Here is a 23,133-nt window from a genome sequence, read left to right on the forward strand (position 1 = left end):
ACCGCGGGCCTGCCGGGACGCTAGACCTCGCCCAGGTTCGTGCATACGGTGGTGCCGTGGCTGACTTCACTGGGACGCACGAGCTACGCCCGGGATCCGGCCGGGTCCTCGTTAAGACAGGGCGCGCGGGACTCGCCGCCAGGGCGGGCCACGACCTGACGCTTGAGATCGTCCGGTGGTCGGCGCGGGTCACGGTCCCGGACGCGGAAGGCGGCGGCCTCTCGGCGGCGACGGTGACCGCCGAGCTCGACCTCGGCTCGCTGGCCGTCCGCGAGGGCACTGGAGGCGCCAAACCGCTCACCGAGCGGGACCGCAGGGACATCCAGGGCACCGCAGGCAAGATCCTGGGCGAGGCGGCGAAGGCGACCTTCACCTCCTCCCGGGTGATCCCTTCATCCTCCGCTTCCGCTGCGCCCGCCGGGGGTACGCCTGCCGGGGGGGCGATCGAGGGCATGCTCACCATGCGCGGCACGTCGCGGCCGTTGCGCCTCCAGGTGGTCAGCCCTGCCCCTGGCCAGTACCGAGGGAGCGCCACCGTCAAGCAGACGGACTTCGGCATCACGCCGTACTCGGGGTTCTTCGGCACGCTCAAGCTCAAGGACGAGATCGGCGTCGAGTTCGAAGTCACGATCGAGGAGATCCCGAACGGAAGCGCCTGACTCCGCCGCCTCCATGGCACCCGTCGTCCGGGTGGCCATCCGGGTCGAGGGCATCGTCCAGGGAGTGGGCTTCCGGCCCTTCGTGTACTCGCTGGCGACCAGGCTCGGCCTCGCGGGGCTGGTCGGTAATGATGTCGACGGAGTTTTCGCCGAGGCAGAAGGCCCTCCGGCAGCGGTGCGCGAGTTCCTTGGAGCGCTGCAGCGGGACGCGCCGCCACTGGCCAGAGTCGAGCGGGTCACCGCGACCGCCAAAGCACCCATCGGGACGGCGACCTTCGCGATCGTCGCCAGTGACCCCGCCGGGCGGCGCAGCACCCTGATCGCCGCGGACACCGCGACCTGCGCCGACTGCCTGCGCGAGCTCGCCCACCCGGCCGACAGGAGATTCCAGTATCCGTTCATCAACTGCACCAACTGCGGGCCGCGGTTCACCATCATCCGCGACGTGCCCTATGACCGGCCGCTGACGACCATGGCCGGGTTCCCGATGTGCGACCCGTGCGCCGCCGAGTACCACGACCCAGGCAACCGCCGCTTCCACGCCCAGCCAACCTGCTGCCCGGCCTGCGGTCCCCGGCTGACGCTGCTCGACCGGACGGGAAAGCCACTGTCCGATCCGGCACTCGACGAGGCAGCCGCGCTGCTGCGGCGGGGTGCGATCGTCGCGGTCAAGGGCCTTGGCGGATATCACCTAGCGGCGGACGCGACCTGCGAGCCGGCGGTCGCCGCGCTGCGCGCCCGCAAGCACCGGGCGGACAAGCCGTTCGCGGTGATGACTTCCGACCTGGCGGCCGTAGCGCAGCTCTGCCGGGTGAGTGCTGCTGAGGCGGCCCTGCTGACCAGCCAGGCAAGACCGGTTGTCCTGCTCACGCGTTTGCCGGGAGCGGCTGTCGCCTCGTCGGCGGCACCAGGCAACCGCCAGCTTGGCGTCATGCTGCCGTACACACCGCTGCACCACATGCTGCTCGCCGCGGCGAGCCGCCCGCTGGTCCTGACCAGCGGCAACGTCTCCGACGAGCCGATTGCCTACCGTGACGAGGACGCCCTGGAGCGGCTGGGCGAGATCGCCGACGCGTTCGTCGTCCACGATCGGGCGATCCACATCAGGACCGACGACTCGGTGGCCCGCGCCTTCGCCGGCCGCCCGATGCTGGTCCGCCGCTCGCGCGGCTACGTTCCGGAACCCATGACAGTGCGGGGCGGCTTCGCACGCCCGGTCCTGGCCTGCGGCGCCGAACTGAAGAACACGTTCTGCCTGGCTAAGGACCGGTACGCGTTCGTCTCCCACCACATCGGCGACCTGGAGAACGCGGAAACCCTCCGCTCGTTCGCTGAGGGCATCGCGCACTTCAGCCGCCTCTTCGACATCGCCCCGCAGGTCGTCGCCCATGACCTGCACCCGGAATATCTGTCGACGAAGTACGCGGTCGAACTCGACGGCGTGGACCTGGTGGGCGTGCAGCACCACCACGCCCACATCGCCTCCTGCCTCGCCGACAACGGGGCCGACGGCCCGGTGATCGGCGTCGCGTTCGACGGCACGGGCTACGGCACCGACGGCACGATCTGGGGCGGCGAGTTCCTGATCGCGGATGTGGCTGGCTTCGCGCGCGGCGGCCACCTCGCCACGGTTCGGATGCCGGGCGGTGCCGCCGCGATCAGGCAGCCCTGGCGGATGGCGGCGGCCCACCTGCACGAGGCCGGCTTGGATGTGGCAGGCCTCGGTGTCGTACGGCGTAACGCCGCCCGCTGGGATGCGATCGTCAGCATGGTCCGCCGCCAGGTCAACGCCCCGCTCACGTCAAGCGCGGGCCGCTTGTTCGACGCCATCGCCGCGATCCTGGACGTGCGGGACGAGATCAGCTATGAGGGCCAGGCGGCAATCGAGCTTGAACAACGCGCCGATCCGGCAGAAGGTGGCGCGTACCGCGCGGGCATCGAGTCCGGCGCACCCTTCCGCGCGAACGGTTCCGACCTGATCGCCGCGGCCGTCGGGGACCTCATGGCAGGCGTCCCGACGGAGCTCATCGCGGCCCGCTTCCACCACGGCATGGCCATATTGATCCTGGATGGCTGCGTCCTGCTGCGCGAGCGGCACGGCCTGAACACGGTGGCCCTCTCGGGCGGCGTCTTCCAGAATCTCCTGCTGCTGGGCAGCACAGTCACCCGTTTGGAGGCGCACGGCTTTACTGTCCTGACGCACTCTCGGGTACCTTGCAACGACGCAGGCATCAGCCTCGGTCAGGCGGTCGTGGCAGCCGCGGGACAACGGGGGCCCGCTGTCTCGAGCGAACCCGGCTTATGGGCGGCTAAAGCCACGGCTCAGTTTCAGCAGATGCGGGGAAGCGGATCGCCAACAAGCAGGTCCACGATCCGCGTCCCGCCGAACGCCGTCTTCAGCCGGACGATCCCCGGCTGATCAGCGACAACCTCGCCAATAACCGCCGCCCCGGCACCGAGCGGATGCCCGCGCATCGCCCGTACCGCCGCCTCAGCGCTTTCACCGGGGACCACGGCTACAAGCCGCCCCTCGCACGCGACGTACATGGGATCGATGCCGAGCAACTCGGATGCCCCGCGCACCTCGTCCCGCACCGGAATGTCATCCTCGCTGGCCAGCACCCCCACGTCGGCAGCCTTGGCGATCTCGTTGAGAATCGTCGCCACTCCGCCCCGGGTGGCGTCGCGCATTGCGCGTACTCCGGGAACGGCGGCCAGCAAGGATGCGACCAGCCCGTTCAGCGGCGCGGTGTCCGAAATAATGTCAGCCTCGATGTCAAGCTCACCCCGCGCCAGCATGATCGTGATGCCGTGGTCCCCGATCGGCCCGGACACGATGATCGCGTCCCCCGGCTGGGCGCACGCGACGCTCAGGGAGATATCACCCAAGAGAACCCCGACCCCGGCGGTGTTGATGTAGCACCCGTCAGCCTTGCCCCGCTGGACGACCTTCGTGTCCCCGGTGACGATGCTGACCCCCGCAGCCACGGCAGCCTCTTGCATGGACGAAACGACCCGCGTTAGGTCGGCGACAGGGAAACCCTCCTCCAGGATGAACCCGGCCGTCAGGTACAGCGGTGTCGCGCCAGACACCGACAGGTCGTTGACCGTCCCGTTCACCGCCAGGTCCCCGATGTTCCCGCCGGGGAAGAACAGTGGCGACACCACGTACGAGTCGGTGGTCAGCGCAACCCGCGGCCCGGCCACCGAAAAGAGGGCGGCATCCTCCAGCGGCTCAAGCAGCGGATTGCGGAACGCGTCGAGGAACACCGCCTCGATCAGCGTCTGGGTCGCCTTCCCCCCGGCGCCGTGCGACATGGTGATGCGCTCTTCCCGCACCCGCGGGCGCCGCCGCCGAGCCCGGTCGATGCGGTCGAGGACCTGCTGCTCCCGGTCGGTAACCGGGAGTTCCGTCCGCCCGCCCGGCACTTCCGGCCGGTCAGCGTGCTCATGTTCCCGCAGCGCGTCGGAGATCCACCCCGACCCCGCGGTCATGCCCGCCCCGCAGACCCCGCCGCACTAGCCTCAGCAACCCGGGTCCGGTTCATCCGCCCGTAGTTGTAGTAGGCCGCGCAGGCCCCCTCCGGTGACACCATGCAGGTCCCGATCGGCGTCTCCGGCGTGCAGGCGGTGCCGAACACCTTGCATTCCCAGGGCTTCAGCACGCCCTTGAGCACCTCGCCGCACTGGCAGGCCTTCGGGTCGGCGACCCGGACCCCCGGCACGGAGAACAGCCGCTCGGCGTCCATCGCCGCGTACTCGTCTCGCACCCGAAGCGCGGAGTGCGAGATGAAGCCGAGTCCGCGCCACTCGAAGTAGGGCCGCAGTTCCATCGTCTGCCCGATGGCCCTCAGCGCGACCAGGTTCCCGTCCCAGGGCACCACGCGCGAGTACTGGTTCTCCACCTCGGACCGGCGCTGCGAGAGCTGGAGCATGAGCATGTAGATGGACTGGAGGATGTCTAGCGGCTCGAACCCGGCCACCACGACCGGCTTGCCGTAGTCGCGGGCGATGAACTCATACGGCCGGCAGCCGATCACGGTGGACACGTGCCCCGGTCCGATGAACCCGTCGAGCCGCAGGTCGGGTGAGTCGAGGATGGCCTTGATCGCCGGGATGATCGTGACGTGGTTGCAGAACACCGAGAAGTTCGAAAGCCCCTCCGCGGCCGCGCGCAGCATCGTCATCGCGGTGGACGGCGCCGTGGTCTCGAAGCCGATGGCCATAAACACGACCTGGCGGTCGGGGTTCTGCCGGGCGATCTTCAGCGAGTCGAGCGGCGAGTACACCATGCGGATGTCGGTGCCGGCCGCCTTCGCGTCGAAGAACGACCCGCTGCTGCCCGGCACCCGCATCATGTCGCCGAACGAGGTCATGATCACCTCCGGCCGCGACGCCAGGTGCATGGCGTCGTCGACGCGCCCCATCGGGATCACGCACACCGGGCAGCCCGGGCCATGTACCAGCGTGACCGCCTCGGGAAGGTAGTCCTCGAGGCCGTGCTTGTAGATCGTGTGGGTGTGGCCGCCGCACACCTCCATGAACTTGTACTCGCGGCCCGGCTCGCACAGCGCCGCGATCTTCGCGGCGAGCGCGTGTGCCTTGTCCGCGTCACGGAATTCGTCGACGAACCGCATCGTCCACACGCCTCTCTCCGGTGGAGCCGGGTTATTCGATCAATGACTCGCGCATTGCCGCGATCTCGTCCTCGTAGGCCTGGCCGATGCTCTCCAGGAACTCCATCGCCGCGGCCGCCTCGTGCTCGTCGATCTTGGATAGGGCGAAGCCGACATGGATAAGCACCCACTCGCCCGGCTTCGGCGGATCGTCGGACAGCAGGCCGATGTTGATCAGCCGACGGACGCCGCTCACGTTGACCTTGGCGAGGTCCGGAGTTTCGGCGTGGATCTCGACAACCTCACCCGGTATACCGAGGCACACGGGACACCTCCTGAACGGTAAGTTCCCAGAGCACCTGGTAGATGGTGGTCTGGGCTTCCTGTATCCGGTGGATCGAGGCCGATGGGGCCACGAAGAGGTAGTCGATGGTGTCGAGCTCGGCCATCTTCCCGCCCTCGTAGCCGGCCAGGCCGATGGTCAGCATCCCGCGAGGGCCGGCCTCACCGAAGGCGCGCACCAGGTTCGCGGAGTTGCCGCTCGTGGACAGCCCCACGGCGATGTCACGGGAATGTCCGAACGCGCCGAGCTGCCGCGAGAACACCACCTCGACACCGATGTCGTTGCACAGCGCCGTCACCACGGACGTGTCGTTTGCCAGGCCGAAGGCCGGCAACGGCCGGAACCCGCCGCCGGGATGCAGGAACAGCGTGGCGATCTGCTGGGCGTCGGTGGCGCTGCCTCCGTTACCGAACGCGAACAGCCGCCCTCCTGCCGCGAACCTGGCCGCCATCTCGCGCGCGCACTGCGCCAGCCGCGCCCCGTCGCGCCTGGCGATCACGCGCCTGAGCTCACGGATCTCCGCGGCCTTGGCGACCGTGGACGTGCGGACCTGCTCAAGCACGGCGGGCAGGTCGCTCGTGTCGGCATAAAGGAATGGGTACAGCGACTCCATCGCCCCCGCGCCGCCGTCATCGGGCCGACTGGTCACCAGATCACTTCCCCACGACGGCGATCGCCTCGCCAGCGTGCACCAGGAGGGTGTCGCCCGCCGCGGCGCTCACCAGGGCGACGCTGACCTGCTCCTGGCCCGCGCCGGTGTCCACGACGGCCAGCTCATCGGGCAGCAGCCGCACGACCCGCACCTCGACCGCGACATCCCCGCACGTTATGCACTGATGGCTGGCGCAGGCCTGGCCCGACGGCTGCTCCGGAGTCATGTCACGATTCCGGGGTCAAGCACACCCGGCTGCTCGAAGAACACGTGCACCAGTTCCCAGAGGATGTGGTACGTGGTCACATGTATTTCCTTGACCACGCGCGGGTCATCCGACGTCGCGGCCAGCAGGTGGTCCACCGCGTTGCTCGTCGCGATTCGGCCGCCGCGCCCGCCGACCAAGGCGATGGTGAGCAGGCCGAGCGACTTGGCCGTCTCCAGGCCAGCGAGCACACTGCCGCTATCGCCGTCGGCGGAGATCCCGAGCGCGATGTCCGCGGGCCCGGCCAGATAGCGGAGCTGGTGGGCGAAGATCGCGTCGATGCCTTCGCGCTCGGCTATGCCGGTCACCGTGGCCACGTCAGCCGTCAGCGAGATGGCCGGCAGCGCGCGCTTGCCGACGATCACCGGGTGGACGAACTCGACCGCCACATGCTGGGCGTCGGCACTAGGGCCACCGGCACCGAACACCACGAGCGTGCCTCCGCGGTGGAACCGGACCGCCATGGCGTGGCACGCGTGAGCGACTGCGCCGGCCTGGTTGGCCAGCTCACGGACGGGATCGCTGCGCAGCTCGAACAGGCGGGTGACCTCCGGGCTGTCGCGCGCGACCTGCCCCGGCACGGTCACCGGCCGCAGCCAAGCCGGGCTATAGGCGTCACCATCGAGGCCATAGCAGCACCGTAGGACAGTTATGGGGGGGTGTCCAGGCCTGACCGGACAGTTTTGGTCAGCCGAGCCTCGCTCAGCCTAGCCAACCTGTCTGCGGTGCTCAGCCAGCGACGCGTCCCTGAGGCTCCCGGGAGGATTACTGCGCGGGACGGAATGTGGCCGCGAAAGCCTGGAAGACGTGGTAGTAGGAGTTCCAGCTGCTTTCCGGTACAGACCAGTAGAGCGCGTAGGCGTGGTGCGCGTTCGCGAGCACGTTCCTGTTCAGGATGTGTACCAGGATGCCGTCTCTGACGTAGGTGAACTCCCAGTCTGCGGCTTTCTCGGCCTGCGGGTAGGACACGGACTCCAGGCGGATCAGGTGGTAGCCCGGGTACGAGCTCGCGCGGTTGGCCGCCTGTTGCCGCCAGTCCGCGAGCGGGTCCGGCTGCGGGGTGTCTGACTGGTCGATGAGCAGGAAGATGCCGCTGTTGGCGGGGTCGGTGATGTAGACGTAGTGACCAACGTGGGAGATCGGCCAGCCGTCGGGAACGCCGATCGAGAAGCCCGTGGAGTTCGTGAAGCGGTGGTAACCGGCGGGCAGTGCACCGTATCCGGCGCTTCCGCTGCTGGTGGAGCCACCCGCCGAACCGGACGATGCCGGGGCACTCGCAGCACCGCTTGCGGGCGTTGGCGCGGGCGACGCTGACGAGTTGGCCGCTGCTGTGGCACCGGATGACGCGGCGCTTGGCGTGCCGGGCGAGGCGGCCGGATGGCTGGCGGAGCGCGAGCTTACTGCGGGCGAGGCGGCTGGGCGGCCGGGCGAGTTGGTCAGGGCGAGCGCCACGACGGTGACGACCGCGGACACCCCGGCTAGCGCGGCCAGCGCGATCGCCGAGCGGCGAGGCCGGCGCGGGCGTCGAGAGGCGGGCGCAGCGAAATAACCAGGCTCGCGGGGTGCGGTCGTGTCAGGTTCCCTGGGCGCGACGGCCGCGCCCGGAGCCGTGGGCGCCGCCTCGTCGTTGCCAGCGACCTCGCGCAGCAGCCGCTCGGTCTGCGCCGCGTCGAGCCGCTCGTCCGGATCCTTGCGAAGCAGCGCGCTGATGACCGGCCATAGCGGTCCCGCGTGTACGGCTTCTTCTGGGTCGTCGGCGACCACGGCGGTGAGAGTCGCGAGCGGTGCGTCCCGCTCGAACGGCGGGTGCCCCTCCACCGCCGCGTACAGGCAGGCGCCGAGCCCCCACAGGTCCCCTGCGGGGGTCGACTGCCCGCCTCTTGCCCGTTCCGGCGCGATGTACGACGGCGATCCGACCAGGGTGCCGAGGGTGGTGAACGTCGGGCTGTCGACGGCCCTGGCGATGCCGAAGTCCGTGAGGACGACCCGGCCGTCGGGCGCCACGAGGATGTTCGCCGGCTTTACGTCCCTGTGCAGCACGCCGCGCGCGTGCGCGGCACCAAGCGCCGCGAGGACACCGAGACCGACTCGCGCCGCCCGGGCCGGGGTCAACGGTCCCTCCTCCCGCACCAGGTCACGCAGCGACTGGTACGGCAGCAGCTCCATGATGATCCACGGGTGGCCGTCTTCCTCGAGTATGTCGTAGATGCGCACCACATTCGGGTGAGCAAGGCGGCCGGCCATCTGGGCTTCCCTGACGGCCCGCTGGCAGGCGACCTGCTGCTCGGCCTCGGTGAAGTGCGGCGGCCAGACCACCTCCTTCACCGCTACGTCGCGGTTGAGCAGCTCGTCGCGAGCCTGCCAGACCACACCCATCCCGCCGCGGCCGATGTCGGCACTGAGCCGGTAGCGCCCGGAGAGCAGACGTCCCGCTTCAGTCAGCTCCATGCCGCTGCGGCTACCCGCGGAACATGAAGTCTAACGATTTATCGCGTTATGGCCTGTGGCACCGGACGCCCGGATGACCCGGGGCTTTACTGGCCCCGGGCCATCCGGATCGTCGCGGCCGCCAGCGGGACGGACCGCGGTTATCCCCTGAACGGCTTAGTTACATGCCGTGCCGTTGATGGAGAAGCTAGCCGGGTTGGTGTCGTTGCTGGTCCAGGTGCCCTGGAAGCCGTCGGTGATGTTGGCGCCTGGCGCGATGGCGCCGTTGTAGCTGGCGTTGGTGAGGGTCGCGTTCTTGCCGGACTGGGAGAAGCCGCCGTTGAAGTTGCTGGTGATCTTCTGGTCGCCCGGGAAGGTGAAGGTCAGCGACCATCCGTTGATCGCGGTCGTCCCGGTGTTGGCGATGACCACCTGGGCGGTGAATCCGCCGGCCCATTCAGCGGTCTTGGTGTAGGTGACGTGGCAGGTGCCGCCGCCACCGCCGCCGCTCCCGCTGATGTTCCAGGCGAAGCTGGCGGTGCCGGCGGCGCCCGTGGTGTCCTTCACCGTGACGGTCACGGTGTTGTTGGCCGCCGTCGTCGGCGTGCCGGAGATCAGCCCGGTGGAGGCGTTGATCGCCAGCCCGGCGGGCAGGCCGGTCGCGGAGTAGGACAGGGTCTGTCCCGACGCCGAGTCGGTTGCCTGGATCTGCAGGCTGGCAGCGGTGCCGACGGTCCCGGTCCGCGTGCCCGGGTTGGTCACCGTCACCGTGTTCTGGCCACCGCCGCCGGCCGCGGCCAGCGTGTTCTGCACCGCGGTGAAGGCGGGCTTGGGGTTGTAGCTCTGGTCGAACATGGTGGCGGCGCCCTGCCCGGAGAAGAAGCCCGGGATCCACGAGTCGGCGTCGCCGACGGCCCACTGGGTCACGCCGACGCAGCGGGTGACCCCCAGGCAGTCCTTGACCACGGCCGTGAAGTCGCTGGCCTGCTGCTGCAGGTTGGCGGCGGTCGCCGGGAGCGTGATGCGGTCATCAAGCTCGGTGACCGCGACGTCCAGGCCGAGGTTGGCGAACCGCTGCATGTTCGCCTGCATGTCGGACGGGATCCCGCCGAGGGTGAAGTGGCTCTCGAAGCCGATGCCGTTGAGCGGGACGCCCTGCGCGAGCAGCGACTGCGCCAGGCTGAACATCGCGTTGCTCTTGGCGTTCATGCCCTCGATGTTGTAGTCGTTCAGGTACAGCTTCGCGTTCGGGTCGGCGGCGTGCGCCGTCCGCAGCGCGTCGGCGATGTAGCCGATGCCCATCGCGTTGAAGAAGACGTCCGCACGGGGGGTGGCGGTGGCATCATCGTTGAACGGCTCGTTGACCACGTCCCACGCGTAACACTTGCCCTTGTAGTGGGTGGCCTCGGTGGTGATGTGGGTCTCCATCGCCGCCTGCACCTGGTTGGCCGGCAGGCTGCCCACCCAGGACGGGAGCTGGCTGTGCCAGACGAGGTTGTGACAGCGCACCCGCTCGCTGTTCGACGTGGCGTAGTTGACGATCTGGTCGCCAGGGCCGAAGTTGAACGTGCCGTTGGACGGCTCGGTGGTGTCCCACTTCATCTCGTTGCCGGGCGTGACCATGTTGAACTGCTGGGCCTGGAGCTGGGTAACCGTCGAGTTGGACAGCAGGTCTGCGGTCATGTCACTGCCGAAGTACCTGCCGCCTGCCGCCTGGGCGAGCGTCTTCAGTGGCGTCCCTGGCGCCAGCGCCGCCTGCGCGGCACTGCCCATCGTGAGCGGTGCCACGGCTGCCGCGATCGCGGTCGCGGCACCGATTGCGAACACCCGGCGGCGCGGCGACGGGCCAGGGGATCTGGTCGTGTCTTGGGCTCTGCGGGATTGCCACATCATTATGGCCTCCTCATCGAAAGTTATCGGAGGGGTTGCGATAACAATACGAATTGAAAGCCGCCATACGCCGGCCTACAAGAGGGCTAGGGCAATTAATTGCGGAATTACTGGTAGTTTGATTGCGAAAATATTTCGGCCATTGCCGAAAATTTCGAAACTAACGGGAGACGAACGCCCCCGACTGCCTGGCTTCCCACAGCTCGCGGATGGTGGCCGCGGACAGGTGCTCCTTGGAGACGTACGCGATGGCACCGCTCGCGGCGGCGTCGGCGGGCAGGTCCTTGGGGTCGTGCGTGGAGCAGAGGATCACCGCGACGTCCGGATGCTCGGCCATGATGCGACGAGTCGCCTCGATGCCGCTCATCAACGGCATGTGGATATCCATCAGGATCAGGGCCGGGTGCAGCGCCGCCACCAGGTCGATCGCCTCGGGGCCACTTCTGGCCTCGCCGGCGAACTCGAATCCGTCGAGCCGGCGCAGTACTGCACGGGCGGCAAGGCGGAACGGTGCCTGGTCGTCAACGACGAGCACGGACCGGGGATGGCTCGCGTCGCTCACCTAACTAGCCTCCCATCGAGGGCGGCAGCTGACCAGGGTGGTGCCATCCAGCACCGGGTGTAGCCAACCACCCTCCTCCTGGTCCCACCTGCCTCACTGGTCACTAGCCCTCGGAGTGGCTCAGGTAGACGAGCACGGCCTTGACCCGCCGGTTGACGTCGCGCTCCTCGGACAGGCCGAGCTTCGCGAAGATCGAGTTGGTGTGCTTTTCCACCGCTCGCTCGGTCACGAACAGTGAGCCGGCGATCGCCGAGTTCGACTTGCCCTGCGCCATCTCGGCGAGGATCTCCGTCTCCCTGGCGGTGAGCAGCGAAAGGCCGGAAGAGCGCTGCGCGGAGCGGGCCTTGACCAGCTCGTCGACGACCTGCGGGTCGATGACCGAGCCGCCGACCGCGACCGCCCTGATCGCGCGGGCCAGCTCGTCCACGCTGGCCACCCGCTCCTTCAGCAGGTAGGCGCGGCCCGCCGAGCCCTGCTCGAGTAGGGCGAGCGCGTACTGCGGCGCCACGTACTGGCTCAGCACCACCACGCCGGTCTTCGGCAGGTTCTCGCGCAGCCAGGCCGCCGCCTGGATGCCCTCGTCCGTCCCGGTGGGCGGCATGCGGATGTCGGTGACCACGACGTCCGGCTCCTGCTCCCTGGCGAGCGCGAGCAACTGCGGCAGGTCGGCGGCGACGCCGACCAGCTCGAAGTCATCGTTGGCGGCGACCAGGCGCGAGATCCCCTCGCGTAGCAGCACGTTGTCCTCGGCGAGGGCGACCCGGATCATGGCAACACCATATTCAGTCGAAAAAGGTAGTGGTAGGCACACCGCGAAGCACGCGTGAGTACCCTCGTAGGTCCAAAGCCGTCATTCTACGGTCCTGGTATGCGATACGAGAGCACCGTAACCTCATTGTCCTGGATACCCTCTGAGGCTGTCACCGGCAGCACGAAAGCCGCGTTCGAAGGCGGCATCGCGCACTACGACCAGCCGCCGCCCGGCGAGATAGGCCACCAGGCCGCCGACGGTGACGTCCTCGCGCTGCAGGCCGCGGACCGGTTCCGGTTCGCCAACGTGCTTTCTGCGTGGATCGAGACCGACGACGACGGGCGGATCACCGCGGCGGGCTACGACGGCGACAGCCGCGGCCTGATGGGCGCGACCACGGTCAAAGTCGGTGCGGCGCGGCGCACCTTCCAGGCGATCGCCCTGCCCGACCTGCGCCGCGAGACTGAGCACGGCGACGGCTGGGTGCGTTTCACCCAGACCACTGGCGGCAAGACCGGCGTGCCCGCGCCGCGGCGCGTCGCGCACCCGCCGTTCGTGCAGTGGCAGGCGCCGACGGTGTGGACCACGCTGACGCTGACCCTGCACGCCTCCGGGCAGGTGGAGATCGGCGCGCCTGGCGCCAGCCGGTTCCCCAGGCACTGGGTCTACGACAACGACGGCAAGCTGGCGCGCAAGTCGGGTCTCACCGACTTCAACGAGTGGTACCGCAAGTCGTTCGGCAAGCACACCCCGTGGGGCGAGGAGGACTCCTCGGCCATGGTGGTCGCGGTGGAATCCGCGCTCGAGCGGTCGCTCTCCGTCGAGCTCATGCACGGCGCGGGCAAGCCGCGGATCGCCAGCTACCCGGCGGGCGCGACGCTGCTGCGCCAGGGCGCGACGGGCACCGAGGTCTTCCTGGTGCTCGACGGCGTGGTCCGGGTGGAGCGCAACGGCGAGCCGCTCGCCGACTACGGGCCAGGCGCGATGCTCGGCGAGCGCGCCCACCTGGAGGGCGGCGTGCGGACCGCGAGCATCGTGGCCGTCACGCCGTGCAAGGTGGCGTCGGTGGACGGTGCACAGCTCGAGCGCTCGGCCCTGGCCGAGCTGTCCGGGATGCACCGGCGGGAAGAGGCCTGATCCGGTGTATGCAGTGCGAGGAGCTCTGAACCGGTGCTGATCACCTTCTGCGGGGTGCGCGGGTCGACGCCCGCCCCCGGCGCTCCGTACCTGCGGTACGGGGGCAACACCTCGTGCGTCGCGGTGGCGCAGGGACCCGGCGAGGCGCCGGTGCTCGCGCTTGACGCGGGGACCGGCGTCGCCAACCTCAACGAGCTGCTCGGCGGCGCCGCGTTCACCGGCACGATCCTGCTGACGCACCTGCACTGGGACCACTGCCTCGGGCTGCCGTTCTTCCGTGGCGGCGACAGGGAGGACGCGCGGGTGACGCTGCTGCTGCCCGAACAGGGCGACGGGCCAGCGAGCGACGCGGCGGCGGGGGGCGCGGAGCGGCTGCTCGCCCAGGTGATGTCGCCGCCGTTCTTCCCGATCAGGCCCGCCCAGCTGCGGGGCAACTGGGAGTTCGACGCCATCGCGCCCGGCCAGCTCAAGGCCGAGGGGTTCACCGTGGAGGCCCGCGAGATCCCGCACAAGGGCGGCAGGACGCTCGGCTACCGGGTCAGCGACGGCCGGGCGTCCATCGCCTACGTCACCGACCACTGCCCCACCAGCCTCGGGCCGGGACCCGACGGGCTCGGCGCCTACCACGAGGCGGCCGTCGAGCTCGCCCGCGGCGCGGACCTCCTCATCCACGACGCTCAGCTGACCGCCGAGGAGGTGCCCGCCGAGGCCGCCTGGGGGCACGCGGCCGCCGAGTATGCGGTCGGGCTCGCGGTCTGCGCCGGGGCGCGGCGGGTGGCGCTCACCCATCACAAGCCGTCTCGCACCGACGACCAGCTCGACGCGCTCGCGGGGCGGTTCGCCGGCGCGCCGGTGCCGGTGCTCGTCGCCGCCGAGGGCCTGTCCATAGAGCTGTGAGCGCGCAGAACGCTGAGCCCGTAGAACCTCTGAGCCCATAGAACTTGAGAGCACGGTGCCGGTGACGGCCGGCGCACGCTCAGTCGGCGATCAGGGTGGGCAGCAGGTCGCGGCCGGTGTCCCTGCCGAGCTGCTCGCCTGACATGCCCGCCAGGAAGCGGGCGATGTCGGCGGCCGCGCGCGGGCGGCTCACCCGGACCGACGCCGCGCGCATCGCGGCGAGCGCGTCCGGATCGCGGCGCAGCCGGCCGATCTCCGCGGCGAGCTGACGTGGCCGCGGCGCAAAGACTCCCGCACCGGCGCCGGTGACGAACTGCGCGTTGCCCTTCTCCTGGCCGGGCACGTACGAGGTGAGCACGAGCGGCGCGCCGCAGCAGGTCGCCTCGGCGATCGTGCCGGGTCCCGCCTTGCCGACCACGACGTCGGCGCAGCGCAGCCAGTCCGGCATGTTGCCGACGAAGCCGTGCGCGGTGAGCCGCCCGCCGCCCGAGCGCCCGGCCATCCGTGCGACCCGCCGCTTGAGCGAACGGTTGCGCCCGCAGATGACGGCGACGTCGACGTTGTCCACCTGCCGCAAGATCGCGGCGGCCCGGCGGCGCAGCCCGCCTGAGCCCTCGGCGCCGCCGGTTAGCACGACGAGAAAATCCCCCTGGACACCGAGTTCCCGCTTGAGCTCCTTGCGCTCCGCCTCATCGAGCGGCGGCTGGCAGAACTCGGCGGCGACCGGCAGTCCGAGCGGCACGAAACGGTCGGGCTCGGCGTCGTCCTTGGCGCAGCGCGCGGCCATCTCCTCGGACGGCACCACGACCCGGTCGACGGGGGCGTCCCGCCAGGACAGGTGCGCGGTGATCAGGTCGGTGATGACGGTGACCACCGGGGGCAGCACGCCGCCGCGGTCGCGCGCGCGGACCGCGGGGTCGGCGGTCATCGGGTGGAACGCCACGATGAGCGCGGGCCTGCACGACTCGGCCGCCCTGGCGACGCTGCCGTACACCGGGGCCATGATCGTGTGGCGGACCGCGGCGAGCACCCGCGGTGAGTCGCTTGTCCGCCAGAACAGCCACCACAGCCAGGGCGTGAGCCGGATGCACGGGCCGTAGAGCCCGGCGAACCAGCGCAGCGGGCGGGCCACGTCGGGTCCGCGCAGCGGGTCCCAGATGACGGGGACGAACCGGCCGGGCAGCGCCCGCTCCAGCGCCTGCGCGACGGCCGCCGCGGCGCTGCGGTGCCCGCCGCCGGTGTCGCCGATGAGAAAGAGCAACGGCTGGGGCGGCTGTTCAGGGCTAGCCATCACTCACCTTCACGTGTTCTGCTATGCCGCGGCGCGCGAGCCCGCGGTAGATGGATTCCCACCGGGCGAGCAGGAGATGCCGGTCGTGGTCGGCGATGATGCGCGCCGACGCCTTGCCCATGCGCGCCCGCAGCGCCCGGTCGCGGCAGAGCAGGTCGAGGCAGTCGGCGACGTGCGCGGCCCGTCCCGGCCTGGCGAGGAAGCCGTTCTCCCCCGCGTGCACCAGTTCGGCGAGCGCGCCCGCCTCGACCGCGACGACCGGCAGCCCGCTCGCCATCGCCGCCATGGTGGCAAGCGATTGCAGTTCGGCCTGCGACGCGATCGCGAACACGTCGGCAAGCCGGTACAGGCCGGGCAGGTCCTCGTCGGGCACGAAGCCGAGAAACCGCACCCGGCCGGCCACCCCGTAGTGGCGGGCGAGCGAGCGCAGCCCGCTGTCCTCGGGGCCGGTGCCCGCGAGGGCGAGCACCGGGGCGGCGCCGTCGGAGCTGCCGCCTTCGTTGCTGGCCCAGTCAATGTCGCCGGCGCCGAGCCTGGCGAGCGCGGCGATGAGCACATCAGCCCGCTTCTCCGGGCTGAGCCTGCCGACCGACAGGATGACGGGACGGTCCGCGGGCAGCGCGTACCGCGACCGCAGCTCCTCATCGCGGGCACCCGGCGAGAACCGCGCCAGGTCGACGCCGTTCGACACGGCCTGCGACGGCACCCGCAGCCCGTGCTCGCGCAGCAGCCGCAGCGCCGTCGCGGTCGGCGCGGTGACCAGGTCGCAGCGGTTCGCGAACCCGGTGACGAAGCCGTAAAACGCGGCGTCCCTGGCACGCGAGCCCAGCCGCGCGGCCGGGCTCACCGTCCCGGTCCCCGTGCCCTCGGCGGTGCGCGCCATCGCGGGCCAGACGTTGAGCGGCAGGTAGTGGTTGGTGTAGATCACCGGGACGCCGTGCCGCCGCGCCCCACGCCTGGCCGCGACGCCGAGCGTCAGCGGCGAGTGCAGGTGCAGCACGTCGGGGGCGAACTCGTCGATCGCCTGGCCGGCCACCGCCGGCGACAGCAGCCCGAGCCGCTGGCCCTCGTACCAGGGCCACGGCAGCGAGCCGCGGTAGTCCACGGCAGGCTGGCCGGCGGACGGCTCGCCCGCAGACGGCTTCGCGCCGTCACCGGCCGAGGTGCCCGCGGTGCCGCCGGCCGAGGTGCCTGCGCCGCGCATGCTGGCGCCCGGGGCGATGACCGCGACGGCGTGCCCGCGCTCCGCCAGCCCGCGCGCGAGTTCCTCCGTCACGGTCGGCACGCCGCCGACCATCGGCTGGTACTGGTCCGTCACGATCATGACGCGCAGCCCACCAGCCCGCGCGCCGGTGCTCAACGCCGGTTCCTGCGGGTGTGGCCGGTGACGGACCCACGGCCGGCGCCCATCACGTTGCCTTCCATGTACATCGCACATGATGCCAGCGTTGAGGTAGTAGCGATAGTTGTCATCGCCCGGAAGGATGGTGGATCTCCGCGACGTGCCGGTGAACTCAGGGCCAATGCCCGCCCGCCACGCGGTGACGTTCCGCCTTTGGTCGTGCCGGGCCCCCGCCGCGGGGCCCCGCTCACAGCAGCCGCAGCCAGCTGTCGTGCAGCGGCCAGGTGGCGCGCAGCGTGCCGCCGACCGGGAGCGCGGCCCAGTCGCGGTAGAGCCGGCGCACCCCGGCGCCCGCCACCCTGATCTGCTCGTCGTCGAGCCGGGCGGCCAGTGCGGCGGCCCCGGTGCGGCGCAGTCGGTCGCGCACCCCGTCGGGGGTGTCGGGCCCGTCGCCCCAGCGGTTCAGTATGGCGTTGACGGCGGCCTTGGCGACCTTGTGACCGGGCCAGGTGGTCTCGGCGAGGTCATCGAACGGTGCATCGGTGACCAGCCGGATCCGGCCATTGCGCCTGGTCACCGCCCGGTTCGCCGGCGCGAACCCGCCGGCCGCGAGCGTGCCCCACAGGCCGTCGTCCAAGCCGAGCACCGACTCGACCACCAGGTGCGGCAGGTCATGGATGACATGGACCGCCGCGCGGTGCGCGGACCCGTCCGGGAACGACAGCCAGGTCCGGTCGCCGGCCGGCGTCTCACCCTTCACGATCGCGACATCCGCCACCACGCTGAACGTCGGCGCCTCCGTCACGAAATGACACGATAGCGTCACGACCGCCGGAAAGCCGGGATTTCGCGGGTGTGTCGGGCATTCGCTCGCGGTGCCTGGCGGTCAGCTCCCGGCGGTCAGCCCGAGCTGTCGAAGTAGCTCCGTCTGGTCGAAGAAGAGGTGGACGCTGGTGATCTTGCCTCCATCGCACTCGTAGACGTCGCAGGCGTCCATCCGCACGGTCCTGCCAGTCGCCGGTATCTCGCCGGCCGGGCCGCGCAGCGTGCCGGTGTGCGTGCCGGTGGCGCGGAACTCGTGCACGCCGCCCCGGTCGTCGGCATGGATGGCGAGGGTCTCGAGCTGATTGTCCGGGAACGCCTGCTGCCAGGTGTTCCAGATCGTCTCCGCCGCCTCCCTGCCTGTCATACGCATTCCGCCGGGCGCTTGCGTCGACATCCGGAACAGGTCCATCCCGGCCATCCAGCCTTCGTAGTCCTTGGTGTTCCAGAGCTCGACGTCGCGCTCGATCAGCGACCTGGTGTCCCCGTCGCGGATCGAGGTGAATACGAGTTCGTACTCCTCGACGGCGCGGACCTGCAGGTGCATAACCGCCGCCGCGTCGGCGCGGAGCCGGGCGCTGGCCGCGCGGCTCGTGGCGAGGGCGGCCATGTCCTGCCAGGCGGTAATGACGATGCAGCGCCCGCTGGTGCGGTCGGTCAGCATATGCGCGCTTGCCAGCCCCGGCAGGTCCATCAGCTCCGGTGCCGCGCTGTTACGGAACTCCTCGATGAACGCGTCAATGTTCCCGGGAGCGCATTCGACGCGGGCGAGGCGAACGCCAGCGCCGCGTGCTGGGCGGCTGCGCCGGACGAAGACGGGTACCTCGTAGTGCTCGATCGTCACCGAGCCGCGCACCATTTCGGCCATCTCCTTGCGGGCGACCTGGACGGCCTGCTCGCTGGCCGTCATGGCGTCGGCGCTGTCCCAGTAGGAGGCGACGATGCAGGTGCCGAGGTCGGCGTTGACAAGGCAGGCGAGGCCCCGGTTGCCGTGCTGGCCCTCGACGTCCGGCCGGACGGTTCCCTCCAGGTAGCGGGTGGCCTCACCGAGCATGGCCGGGTCCCCGGCCAGCATGTTGATTCGGGCATGCATGATCGTTGTCCTTTCGGCAGACTCCGTTCTCTCGCCGTGGTCTCGCGCACGGCGGCTTGTTCCAGACAACCCGAGTCAGGCGCCTTGCGGGACGACCTAACAGGCGGAGATCCATCGAAAATCGCCATGGTTCTCCGGGATCGCGACGCCTCGCGCATAAGAACCGCTTTCAACAAGCGCGCAGCGAGGAGCGGCGTGCCGGCGAGATTGGAGGCGCTGACGGTGGCCGGGCATGGCATGAACCCGTTCCGGCTCATGTCTTTGATCATCCGGAACGGGTTCATGCTTCGCCGTCAGCGGGGAACTGCTGCGCGCTTCGCGCGCTTGTTGCTGTTATCCCCTATTCGAGTGGCTGGCCTGAGACGGCGGACGGCGCGCGGCCGCCGAGCAGCCAGCCCGCGATCGCGGCGATCAGCGGCATGCCGATGACCAGCAGTCCGATGTCCTGCCAGGGGACGTTACCGAAGGTCTGGATGAGGCTCGAGTGCGCCCAGACGACCCCGGCGAGGATGGCGGCGACGGCACCGAGGCCGGCGCCGAGCAGGCCGAGCACCCCGGCGGTGACCCCGGTCAGCGCCCGCCTGGTGCGCGCGCTCGCCCCGGCGGCGGTGAGCGTCCGCAGGTCGCGGGCGGTCTCGCTGCGGATGAGGCCGACGGTCATCGACAGCACGCCGAGGGCGAGCAGCAGGCCGCCGAGTGTGGCGCCGTTGCTGATCTCCCCGAGGCTGAGCTGCCCGTTCTTGGTCTCCACGGTGGCACCGGCGGACAGCGCAGCCTGGCGGGCTCCGTTGATCTGCGCCGGGGTGAGCGCGGCAGGCGCCTGGATCAGCCAGCCGACGGGGACGGGCGTCTCGTGCAGCGCCCTGACCGCCCGCTCGGTGATTACGGTGTTCGGCATCGAGGTGCCTGCAGGCAGCTTGCTTACCTCCTGGATGACCGGGCTGAGTATGCACAGGCCCGCCGGGCACGGCTCGTTCGGCGGATTGCCCAGGTACGCGCCGTTGACCAGCGCGAGGCCGCCCGTCGAGGGCAGCCCGGCGCGCACGGTGAGCACGTCAGCCCGCGGGTCAACCTCGCCCGGGCTGATGCCGAACGCCTTGAGCAGCGCCGGCGTGGCCACCCACGTCGTGCCGCCGAAGCCGCGGCCGTGCAGCGAGATGATCGTGCCGAACTGGTTCTGCGTCGGCTGGCCGGGCATCGACACGTGGACGCTGACCGGCACGTCGAGCTCGAGCGGCGCCGGGGCGTGCAGTTGCGCCGCGAGGGTGTCCGCCTGCGCCTTGGCGGCGGCCAGCTTGGCGGCCGGGGTGAACTGCCCGGGACTGACCTGGGTCAGGTCGTTGCCAGGCGTGTAGAAGATGAGCTGGCTCGAGGTCATGTTCGGCGCGGTGTAGTCGAGCGCGTCGTCGAACCTGACGCTGGCGATGATGATCGCGATGGTGGCGATGAAGACCGCGAACGACACCGCCGCCATCGCCGCGCCCGACCGTGACCGGTACCGTTCCAGGTCGCGGACGGCGAGCCTGCTCGCCAGCGGCGCGCGCCAGGCCAGCCGGGCAAGCCGGTCCACCAGGAACGGCGCGAGCAGCGCGGAGGCGATCTCGCAGCAGATCAGGCCGGCCAGGATGGCGTACCTGCCGCTGTTGCCGCCGCCGTCGTCCCAGCCGCCGGAAACGAACAGCAGGAACAGGCCGCCGACGAGGAACAGGATGCCAGGCCGCAGCGACCTGGTGATCAGCTGCGGCGGGTCGACCCGGCCGGAGATCGCGGAGACCACGGGCACCTTGGCCACCGCGCGGCCCGGCCACACGGCGGCGATGACCGACGTGGCGACCGCGAGCAGCAGGCCAATGATGATCGCCGGCCAGGGCAGCGCGAGCGGATCGGTGCGGTGCGCGGTGGCGGTCTCCAGGTGCGGGTAGTACCAGAACCACGCGCCGGCCGCCGCGGCCGCGCCGATGGCCGCGCCCGCCAGGCCGGCCAGCAGGCCGTCGGCGATCAGCACGAACCGCACGTCGGCCTCGGTCGCGCCGAGCGAAGAGAGCATGCCGAGCGCCCGCTGCCTGCGCTGCGCCATGACGGTGAACGCGGCCGTGGCGACCAGGCCGATGAAGACCAGGCCGAGCACTGAGACCACGAGCACCACGGTCGCCGGGGACACCAGAGCGTTACTTGGCTCGGGCGCGGAGACGATCGCGCTTCTCGGTATGACGTTGCCCGCTGCTGACGCGGCGGCGGAGTCCATTGAGATGCCGAGGAAGATCCGCACGTCGCCCGGGCTGGCAAGCTGGCCAGGCGCGACGAGCGCGAACTCGTCGAGCAGGTTGGATGGGTCCTCCACGATGCCGGTCACCGCGAAGATCCGGCCTGCCGCTGCGCCCGCCCCCGGGGGCACGTGCCAGGCCGAACCCACGCGGAGGCTGTAGAGCCGCGCAAGCCCGGCGGTAACCGCCACCTGTCCCGCACTTGCCGGGTAATGCCCGGAGTCGAGTGCGAGCAGCGGCCTGGTGTAGGGCGCCGACGGGTCCTGCGCGCGCAGGTCGGCGCCGCCTGCCTGCCCGGTGGTTATCGGCAGGTCCTCGATGACGCTCCCGGCGCCGTAGGCCTTCTCGATCCTGGCGATGACGCTGGCCAGGTGCGGGGTGCTGCCAGGCAGCTCGACCCTGGTCCGCGCGGTGCCGAACGTCCCGGCGTTCGGAGTGCCCGGCGTCGCGGAGCCGACCGCGATGCCGAGCAGCGTCGCGGCGGTGGCCACCGCGATCAGCACCACGATCAGGACCCGCTGCCGCCATTCGCGCAGCGCGAGGCGCAGGGCCCAGCGGGACAGCGCGCGGCGCGCCCCCGCGGCGCGGCGTGGGTCCTCGGGCTCGCGGGCCTGCCGGTCCTCGCGCGCGTACGTGCTCATGCTCATGACGACTGCTCAAGCAGCGATTCCGGGCCGGCCGGCGCGGCCGTCTGGTCGACGAAGCGACCGTCGCGCAGGAACACGATCCGGTCCGCCCAGGAGGCGAGCTGCGCGTCGTGGGTGACCACCACGGCGGCCACGCCGCGCTTGCAGTAGCTGTGGATGAGCCGCATCACCGACTCGCCGTTCACCGAGTCGAGCGCGCCGGACGGCTCGTCGGCGAGCAGCAGCGTCCGCTCCCCGACGACCGCGCGGGCGATCGCGACCCGCTGCCGCTCGCCGCCAGACATCTGGTCGGGGAAGTGGCGGGCCCGGTCGGCGAGGCCGAGTTCCTCAAGGGCCTTCAGCGCGGCCAGGTGCGCCTTGCGCATGGAGGTGCCGTCGAGCTCGAGCGGCAGCGACACATTCTCCGCCGCGGTGAGGCCTGGCAGCAGGTTGAAGTCCTGGAAGACGTAGCCGATAGCGCGGCGGCGTATCCGCGACTTCGCGCCAGGGGACATCCGCAGCGTGTCCTCGCCGTTGACGAGGACCACGCCGGAAGTCGGCTCCTCCAGCGTGCCCGCGATCGTCAGCAGGGAAGACTTACCCGACCCGGAGGGGCCCATGACGGCGACCATCTCGCCGGCGGCGACGGTCAGCGACACGTCGCGCAGCGCCTGCACCTCGGCGGCGCCGCGGCCGTGCACCTTGGATACGGATCGTAGTTCGAGAACGCTCATCGCCTTACTCCCATCGTGGGTCGGGTAGGCAGCCCGGCGGCGCCCTTGAGGGCCGTCACCGCCCGGGCGGGGTTCCATCCGTCGGCCAGGGCGCGGCGCAGCCGGGCCTCCGCGGCGTCGAGCCAGCGGACGACGGAGTCAAGCCGGAACAGCTCGGAGTCGACGACCAGGGAGAACGCGACGTCGTTGCCGTTGTCGTCCTCCTTCAGCCTGGTCCACTCCTGCATCAGCTGGATCAGGTAACGGCGGTGCGCCTGGATGACCTCGGACACGTCGGTGTCCGGCACCCGCACCGCGATCAGCACCTTCATCACCAGGTCGTCGCGCGGCGGGGTGGACAGGTCGGGCGGCACGCGCAGCCAGTGCGCTAGCTCGGTCGTCCCCGCCTCGGTGATCCGGTAGGCCTTCTGCGGCCCGGGCTCCAGCTCTTCTGTGTCTGTCAGAGCCGTGACCAGGCCGTCGCGCTCGAGCCGCTGCAGCGTCGTGTAGACCTGCCCGACGTTGAGCGGCCACACCTGGCCGGTGTTGGCCTCGAATTCCTCGCGCAGCTGAAGGCCGTACTTCGGGCCATCGCTGAGCAGCGCGAGCAGCGCGTGACGGACGCTCATGCAGTCCCCTTCTCCGCTATAGAACCCCGTATAACTGCGAGTAGCATACTCGGTATATAGGTCGGGAGGCCACCGCCTGGCGGCACTTCGGGGACATCTCAGGGTTAACCCTGAGCCGGCGGGCGACTGCGGCGTCTTGCGTCTTGTGGCGCCC

At 70.5% G+C, this 23,133-nt stretch carries 21 protein-coding genes; 4 read left to right on the forward strand and 17 right to left on the reverse strand.

Features of this window, described 5'->3' with window-relative positions:
- Positions 1-56: 56 nt before the first annotated feature.
- Positions 57-659, forward strand: coding sequence for a YceI family protein (locus EAS64_RS13145; protein WP_187365883.1), 603 nt, complete (start codon positions 57-59; stop codon positions 657-659).
- A gap of 13 nt (positions 660-672) precedes the next feature.
- Positions 673-3,078: a carbamoyltransferase HypF gene (hypF, locus tag EAS64_RS13150; protein ID WP_187365884.1), complete on the forward strand. Its 2,406-nt coding sequence runs from the start codon at positions 673-675 to the stop codon at positions 3,076-3,078.
- On the opposite strand, the gene hypE is transcribed toward hypF, so the two are convergent.
- The 10 genes from hypE to EAS64_RS13200 form a co-directional block, all read right to left on the reverse strand.
- A complete protein-coding gene (gene hypE, locus EAS64_RS13155) occupies positions 2,988-4,154 on the reverse strand; it encodes a hydrogenase expression/formation protein HypE (protein ID WP_145853185.1) in 1,167 nt (388 codons plus the stop codon). The two genes, hypF and hypE, sit on opposite strands and share 91 nt — an antisense overlap.
- Positions 4,151-5,296: a hydrogenase formation protein HypD gene (gene hypD, locus EAS64_RS13160; RefSeq protein ID WP_145853560.1), complete on the reverse strand. Its 1,146-nt coding sequence runs from the start codon at positions 5,294-5,296 to the stop codon at positions 4,151-4,153. The genes hypE and hypD overlap by 4 nt, the downstream gene beginning before the upstream one ends.
- Before the next feature lie 31 nt (positions 5,297-5,327).
- A complete protein-coding gene (locus tag EAS64_RS13165) occupies positions 5,328-5,600 on the reverse strand; it encodes a HypC/HybG/HupF family hydrogenase formation chaperone (RefSeq protein ID WP_145853186.1) in 273 nt (90 codons plus the stop codon).
- Complete coding sequence (locus EAS64_RS13170) at positions 5,578-6,267, reverse strand: D-sedoheptulose-7-phosphate isomerase (RefSeq protein ID WP_246115652.1); 690 nt, start codon at positions 6,265-6,267, stop codon at positions 5,578-5,580. The genes EAS64_RS13165 and EAS64_RS13170 overlap by 23 nt, the downstream gene beginning before the upstream one ends.
- 4 nt (positions 6,268-6,271) lie before the next feature.
- The gene (locus EAS64_RS13175; RefSeq protein ID WP_145853187.1) at positions 6,272-6,496 is read right to left on the reverse strand and encodes a HypC/HybG/HupF family hydrogenase formation chaperone; all 225 of its coding nucleotides are present in this window, start codon (positions 6,494-6,496) and stop codon (positions 6,272-6,274) included.
- Positions 6,493-7,122, reverse strand: a complete 630-nt coding sequence (locus EAS64_RS13180; RefSeq protein WP_246115653.1) for a D-sedoheptulose-7-phosphate isomerase — start codon at positions 7,120-7,122, stop codon at positions 6,493-6,495. The genes EAS64_RS13175 and EAS64_RS13180 overlap by 4 nt, the downstream gene beginning before the upstream one ends.
- A gap of 178 nt (positions 7,123-7,300) precedes the next feature.
- Positions 7,301-8,983 carry a serine/threonine-protein kinase gene (locus tag EAS64_RS13185; protein WP_145853188.1) on the reverse strand — a complete coding sequence of 561 codons (1,683 nt, stop codon included), beginning with the start codon at positions 8,981-8,983 and terminating at the stop codon, positions 7,301-7,303.
- A 156-nt stretch (positions 8,984-9,139) separates the two neighbouring features.
- Positions 9,140-10,855, reverse strand: coding sequence for an endo-1,4-beta-xylanase (locus tag EAS64_RS13190; protein WP_222849273.1), 1,716 nt, complete (start codon positions 10,853-10,855; stop codon positions 9,140-9,142).
- Positions 10,856-11,012: 157 nt separating this feature from the next.
- A complete protein-coding gene (locus EAS64_RS13195) occupies positions 11,013-11,414 on the reverse strand; it encodes a response regulator transcription factor (RefSeq protein WP_145853189.1) in 402 nt (133 codons plus the stop codon).
- A gap of 103 nt (positions 11,415-11,517) precedes the next feature.
- Positions 11,518-12,183 carry a response regulator transcription factor gene (locus EAS64_RS13200; RefSeq protein ID WP_145853190.1) on the reverse strand — a complete coding sequence of 222 codons (666 nt, stop codon included), beginning with the start codon at positions 12,181-12,183 and terminating at the stop codon, positions 11,518-11,520.
- 99 nt (positions 12,184-12,282) lie between these two features.
- On the opposite strand from EAS64_RS13200, the gene EAS64_RS13205 reads away from it, so the two are divergent.
- Positions 12,283-13,302: a cyclic nucleotide-binding domain-containing protein gene (locus EAS64_RS13205; RefSeq protein ID WP_145853191.1), complete on the forward strand. Its 1,020-nt coding sequence runs from the start codon at positions 12,283-12,285 to the stop codon at positions 13,300-13,302.
- A 33-nt stretch (positions 13,303-13,335) separates the two neighbouring features.
- Positions 13,336-14,199 carry an MBL fold metallo-hydrolase gene (locus EAS64_RS13210; protein WP_145853192.1) on the forward strand — a complete coding sequence of 288 codons (864 nt, stop codon included), beginning with the start codon at positions 13,336-13,338 and terminating at the stop codon, positions 14,197-14,199.
- A gap of 79 nt (positions 14,200-14,278) precedes the next feature.
- Here the strand turns inward: EAS64_RS13210 and EAS64_RS13215 are convergent, their stop codons facing one another.
- The 7 genes from EAS64_RS13215 to EAS64_RS13245 all read right to left on the reverse strand — a co-directional run bounded on the left by EAS64_RS13215 (position 14,279) and on the right by EAS64_RS13245 (position 22,979).
- A complete protein-coding gene (locus EAS64_RS13215; RefSeq protein ID WP_145853193.1) occupies positions 14,279-15,490 on the reverse strand; it encodes an MGDG synthase family glycosyltransferase in 1,212 nt (403 codons plus the stop codon).
- A complete protein-coding gene (locus EAS64_RS13220) occupies positions 15,483-16,814 on the reverse strand; it encodes a glycosyltransferase (RefSeq protein WP_187365885.1) in 1,332 nt (443 codons plus the stop codon). The genes EAS64_RS13215 and EAS64_RS13220 overlap by 8 nt, the downstream gene beginning before the upstream one ends.
- Positions 16,815-17,079: 265 nt before the next feature.
- Positions 17,080-17,637: a hypothetical protein gene (locus tag EAS64_RS13225; RefSeq protein WP_145853195.1), complete on the reverse strand. Its 558-nt coding sequence runs from the start codon at positions 17,635-17,637 to the stop codon at positions 17,080-17,082.
- Between the two features lie 81 nt (positions 17,638-17,718).
- Entirely contained in the window at positions 17,719-18,747 is a 1,029-nt protein-coding gene (locus EAS64_RS13230) for an ester cyclase (protein WP_187365886.1), read from the reverse strand.
- 340 nt (positions 18,748-19,087) lie between these two features.
- Complete coding sequence (locus EAS64_RS13235) at positions 19,088-21,658, reverse strand: FtsX-like permease family protein (RefSeq protein WP_145853196.1); 2,571 nt, start codon at positions 21,656-21,658, stop codon at positions 19,088-19,090.
- Positions 21,655-22,371 carry an ABC transporter ATP-binding protein gene (locus EAS64_RS13240; protein WP_145853197.1) on the reverse strand — a complete coding sequence of 239 codons (717 nt, stop codon included), beginning with the start codon at positions 22,369-22,371 and terminating at the stop codon, positions 21,655-21,657. Before EAS64_RS13240 ends, EAS64_RS13235 begins: the two co-directional genes overlap by 4 nt.
- The gene (locus tag EAS64_RS13245) at positions 22,368-22,979 is read right to left on the reverse strand and encodes a PadR family transcriptional regulator (RefSeq protein WP_145853198.1); all 612 of its coding nucleotides are present in this window, start codon (positions 22,977-22,979) and stop codon (positions 22,368-22,370) included. The genes EAS64_RS13240 and EAS64_RS13245 overlap by 4 nt, the downstream gene beginning before the upstream one ends.
- Between the last annotated feature and the right edge of the window lie 154 nt (positions 22,980-23,133).

Origin of the sequence: Trebonia kvetii (assembly GCF_007827045.1) — a bacterium.
GTDB lineage: Bacteria > Actinomycetota > Actinomycetes > Streptosporangiales > Streptosporangiaceae > Trebonia > Trebonia kvetii.

Coding starts and splice junctions, on each gene's coding strand:
- EAS64_RS13185 (WP_145853188.1), bottom strand. CDS start 8,983: ATGGAGCTGACTGAAGCGGGACGTCTGCTCTCCGGGCGCTACCGGCTC.
- EAS64_RS13200 (WP_145853190.1), bottom strand. CDS start 12,183: ATGATCCGGGTCGCCCTCGCCGAGGACAACGTGCTGCTACGCGAGGGG.
- EAS64_RS13230 (WP_187365886.1), bottom strand. CDS start 18,747: ATGCATGCCCGAATCAACATGCTGGCCGGGGACCCGGCCATGCTCGGT.
- EAS64_RS13240 (WP_145853197.1), bottom strand. CDS start 22,371: ATGAGCGTTCTCGAACTACGATCCGTATCCAAGGTGCACGGCCGCGGC.
- EAS64_RS13220 (WP_187365885.1), bottom strand. CDS start 16,814: ATGATCGTGACGGACCAGTACCAGCCGATGGTCGGCGGCGTGCCGACC.
- EAS64_RS13175 (WP_145853187.1), bottom strand. CDS start 6,496: ATGACTCCGGAGCAGCCGTCGGGCCAGGCCTGCGCCAGCCATCAGTGC.
- EAS64_RS13245 (WP_145853198.1), bottom strand. CDS start 22,979: ATGAGCGTCCGTCACGCGCTGCTCGCGCTGCTCAGCGATGGCCCGAAG.
- EAS64_RS13205 (WP_145853191.1), top strand. CDS start 12,283: ATGCGATACGAGAGCACCGTAACCTCATTGTCCTGGATACCCTCTGAG.
- hypF (WP_187365884.1), top strand. CDS start 673: ATGGCACCCGTCGTCCGGGTGGCCATCCGGGTCGAGGGCATCGTCCAG.
- hypD (WP_145853560.1), bottom strand. CDS start 5,296: ATGCGGTTCGTCGACGAATTCCGTGACGCGGACAAGGCACACGCGCTC.
- EAS64_RS13235 (WP_145853196.1), bottom strand. CDS start 21,658: ATGAGCATGAGCACGTACGCGCGCGAGGACCGGCAGGCCCGCGAGCCC.
- EAS64_RS13190 (WP_222849273.1), bottom strand. CDS start 10,855: ATGATGTGGCAATCCCGCAGAGCCCAAGACACGACCAGATCCCCTGGC.
- EAS64_RS13215 (WP_145853193.1), bottom strand. CDS start 15,490: ATGGCTAGCCCTGAACAGCCGCCCCAGCCGTTGCTCTTTCTCATCGGC.
- hypE (WP_145853185.1), bottom strand. CDS start 4,154: ATGACCGCGGGGTCGGGGTGGATCTCCGACGCGCTGCGGGAACATGAG.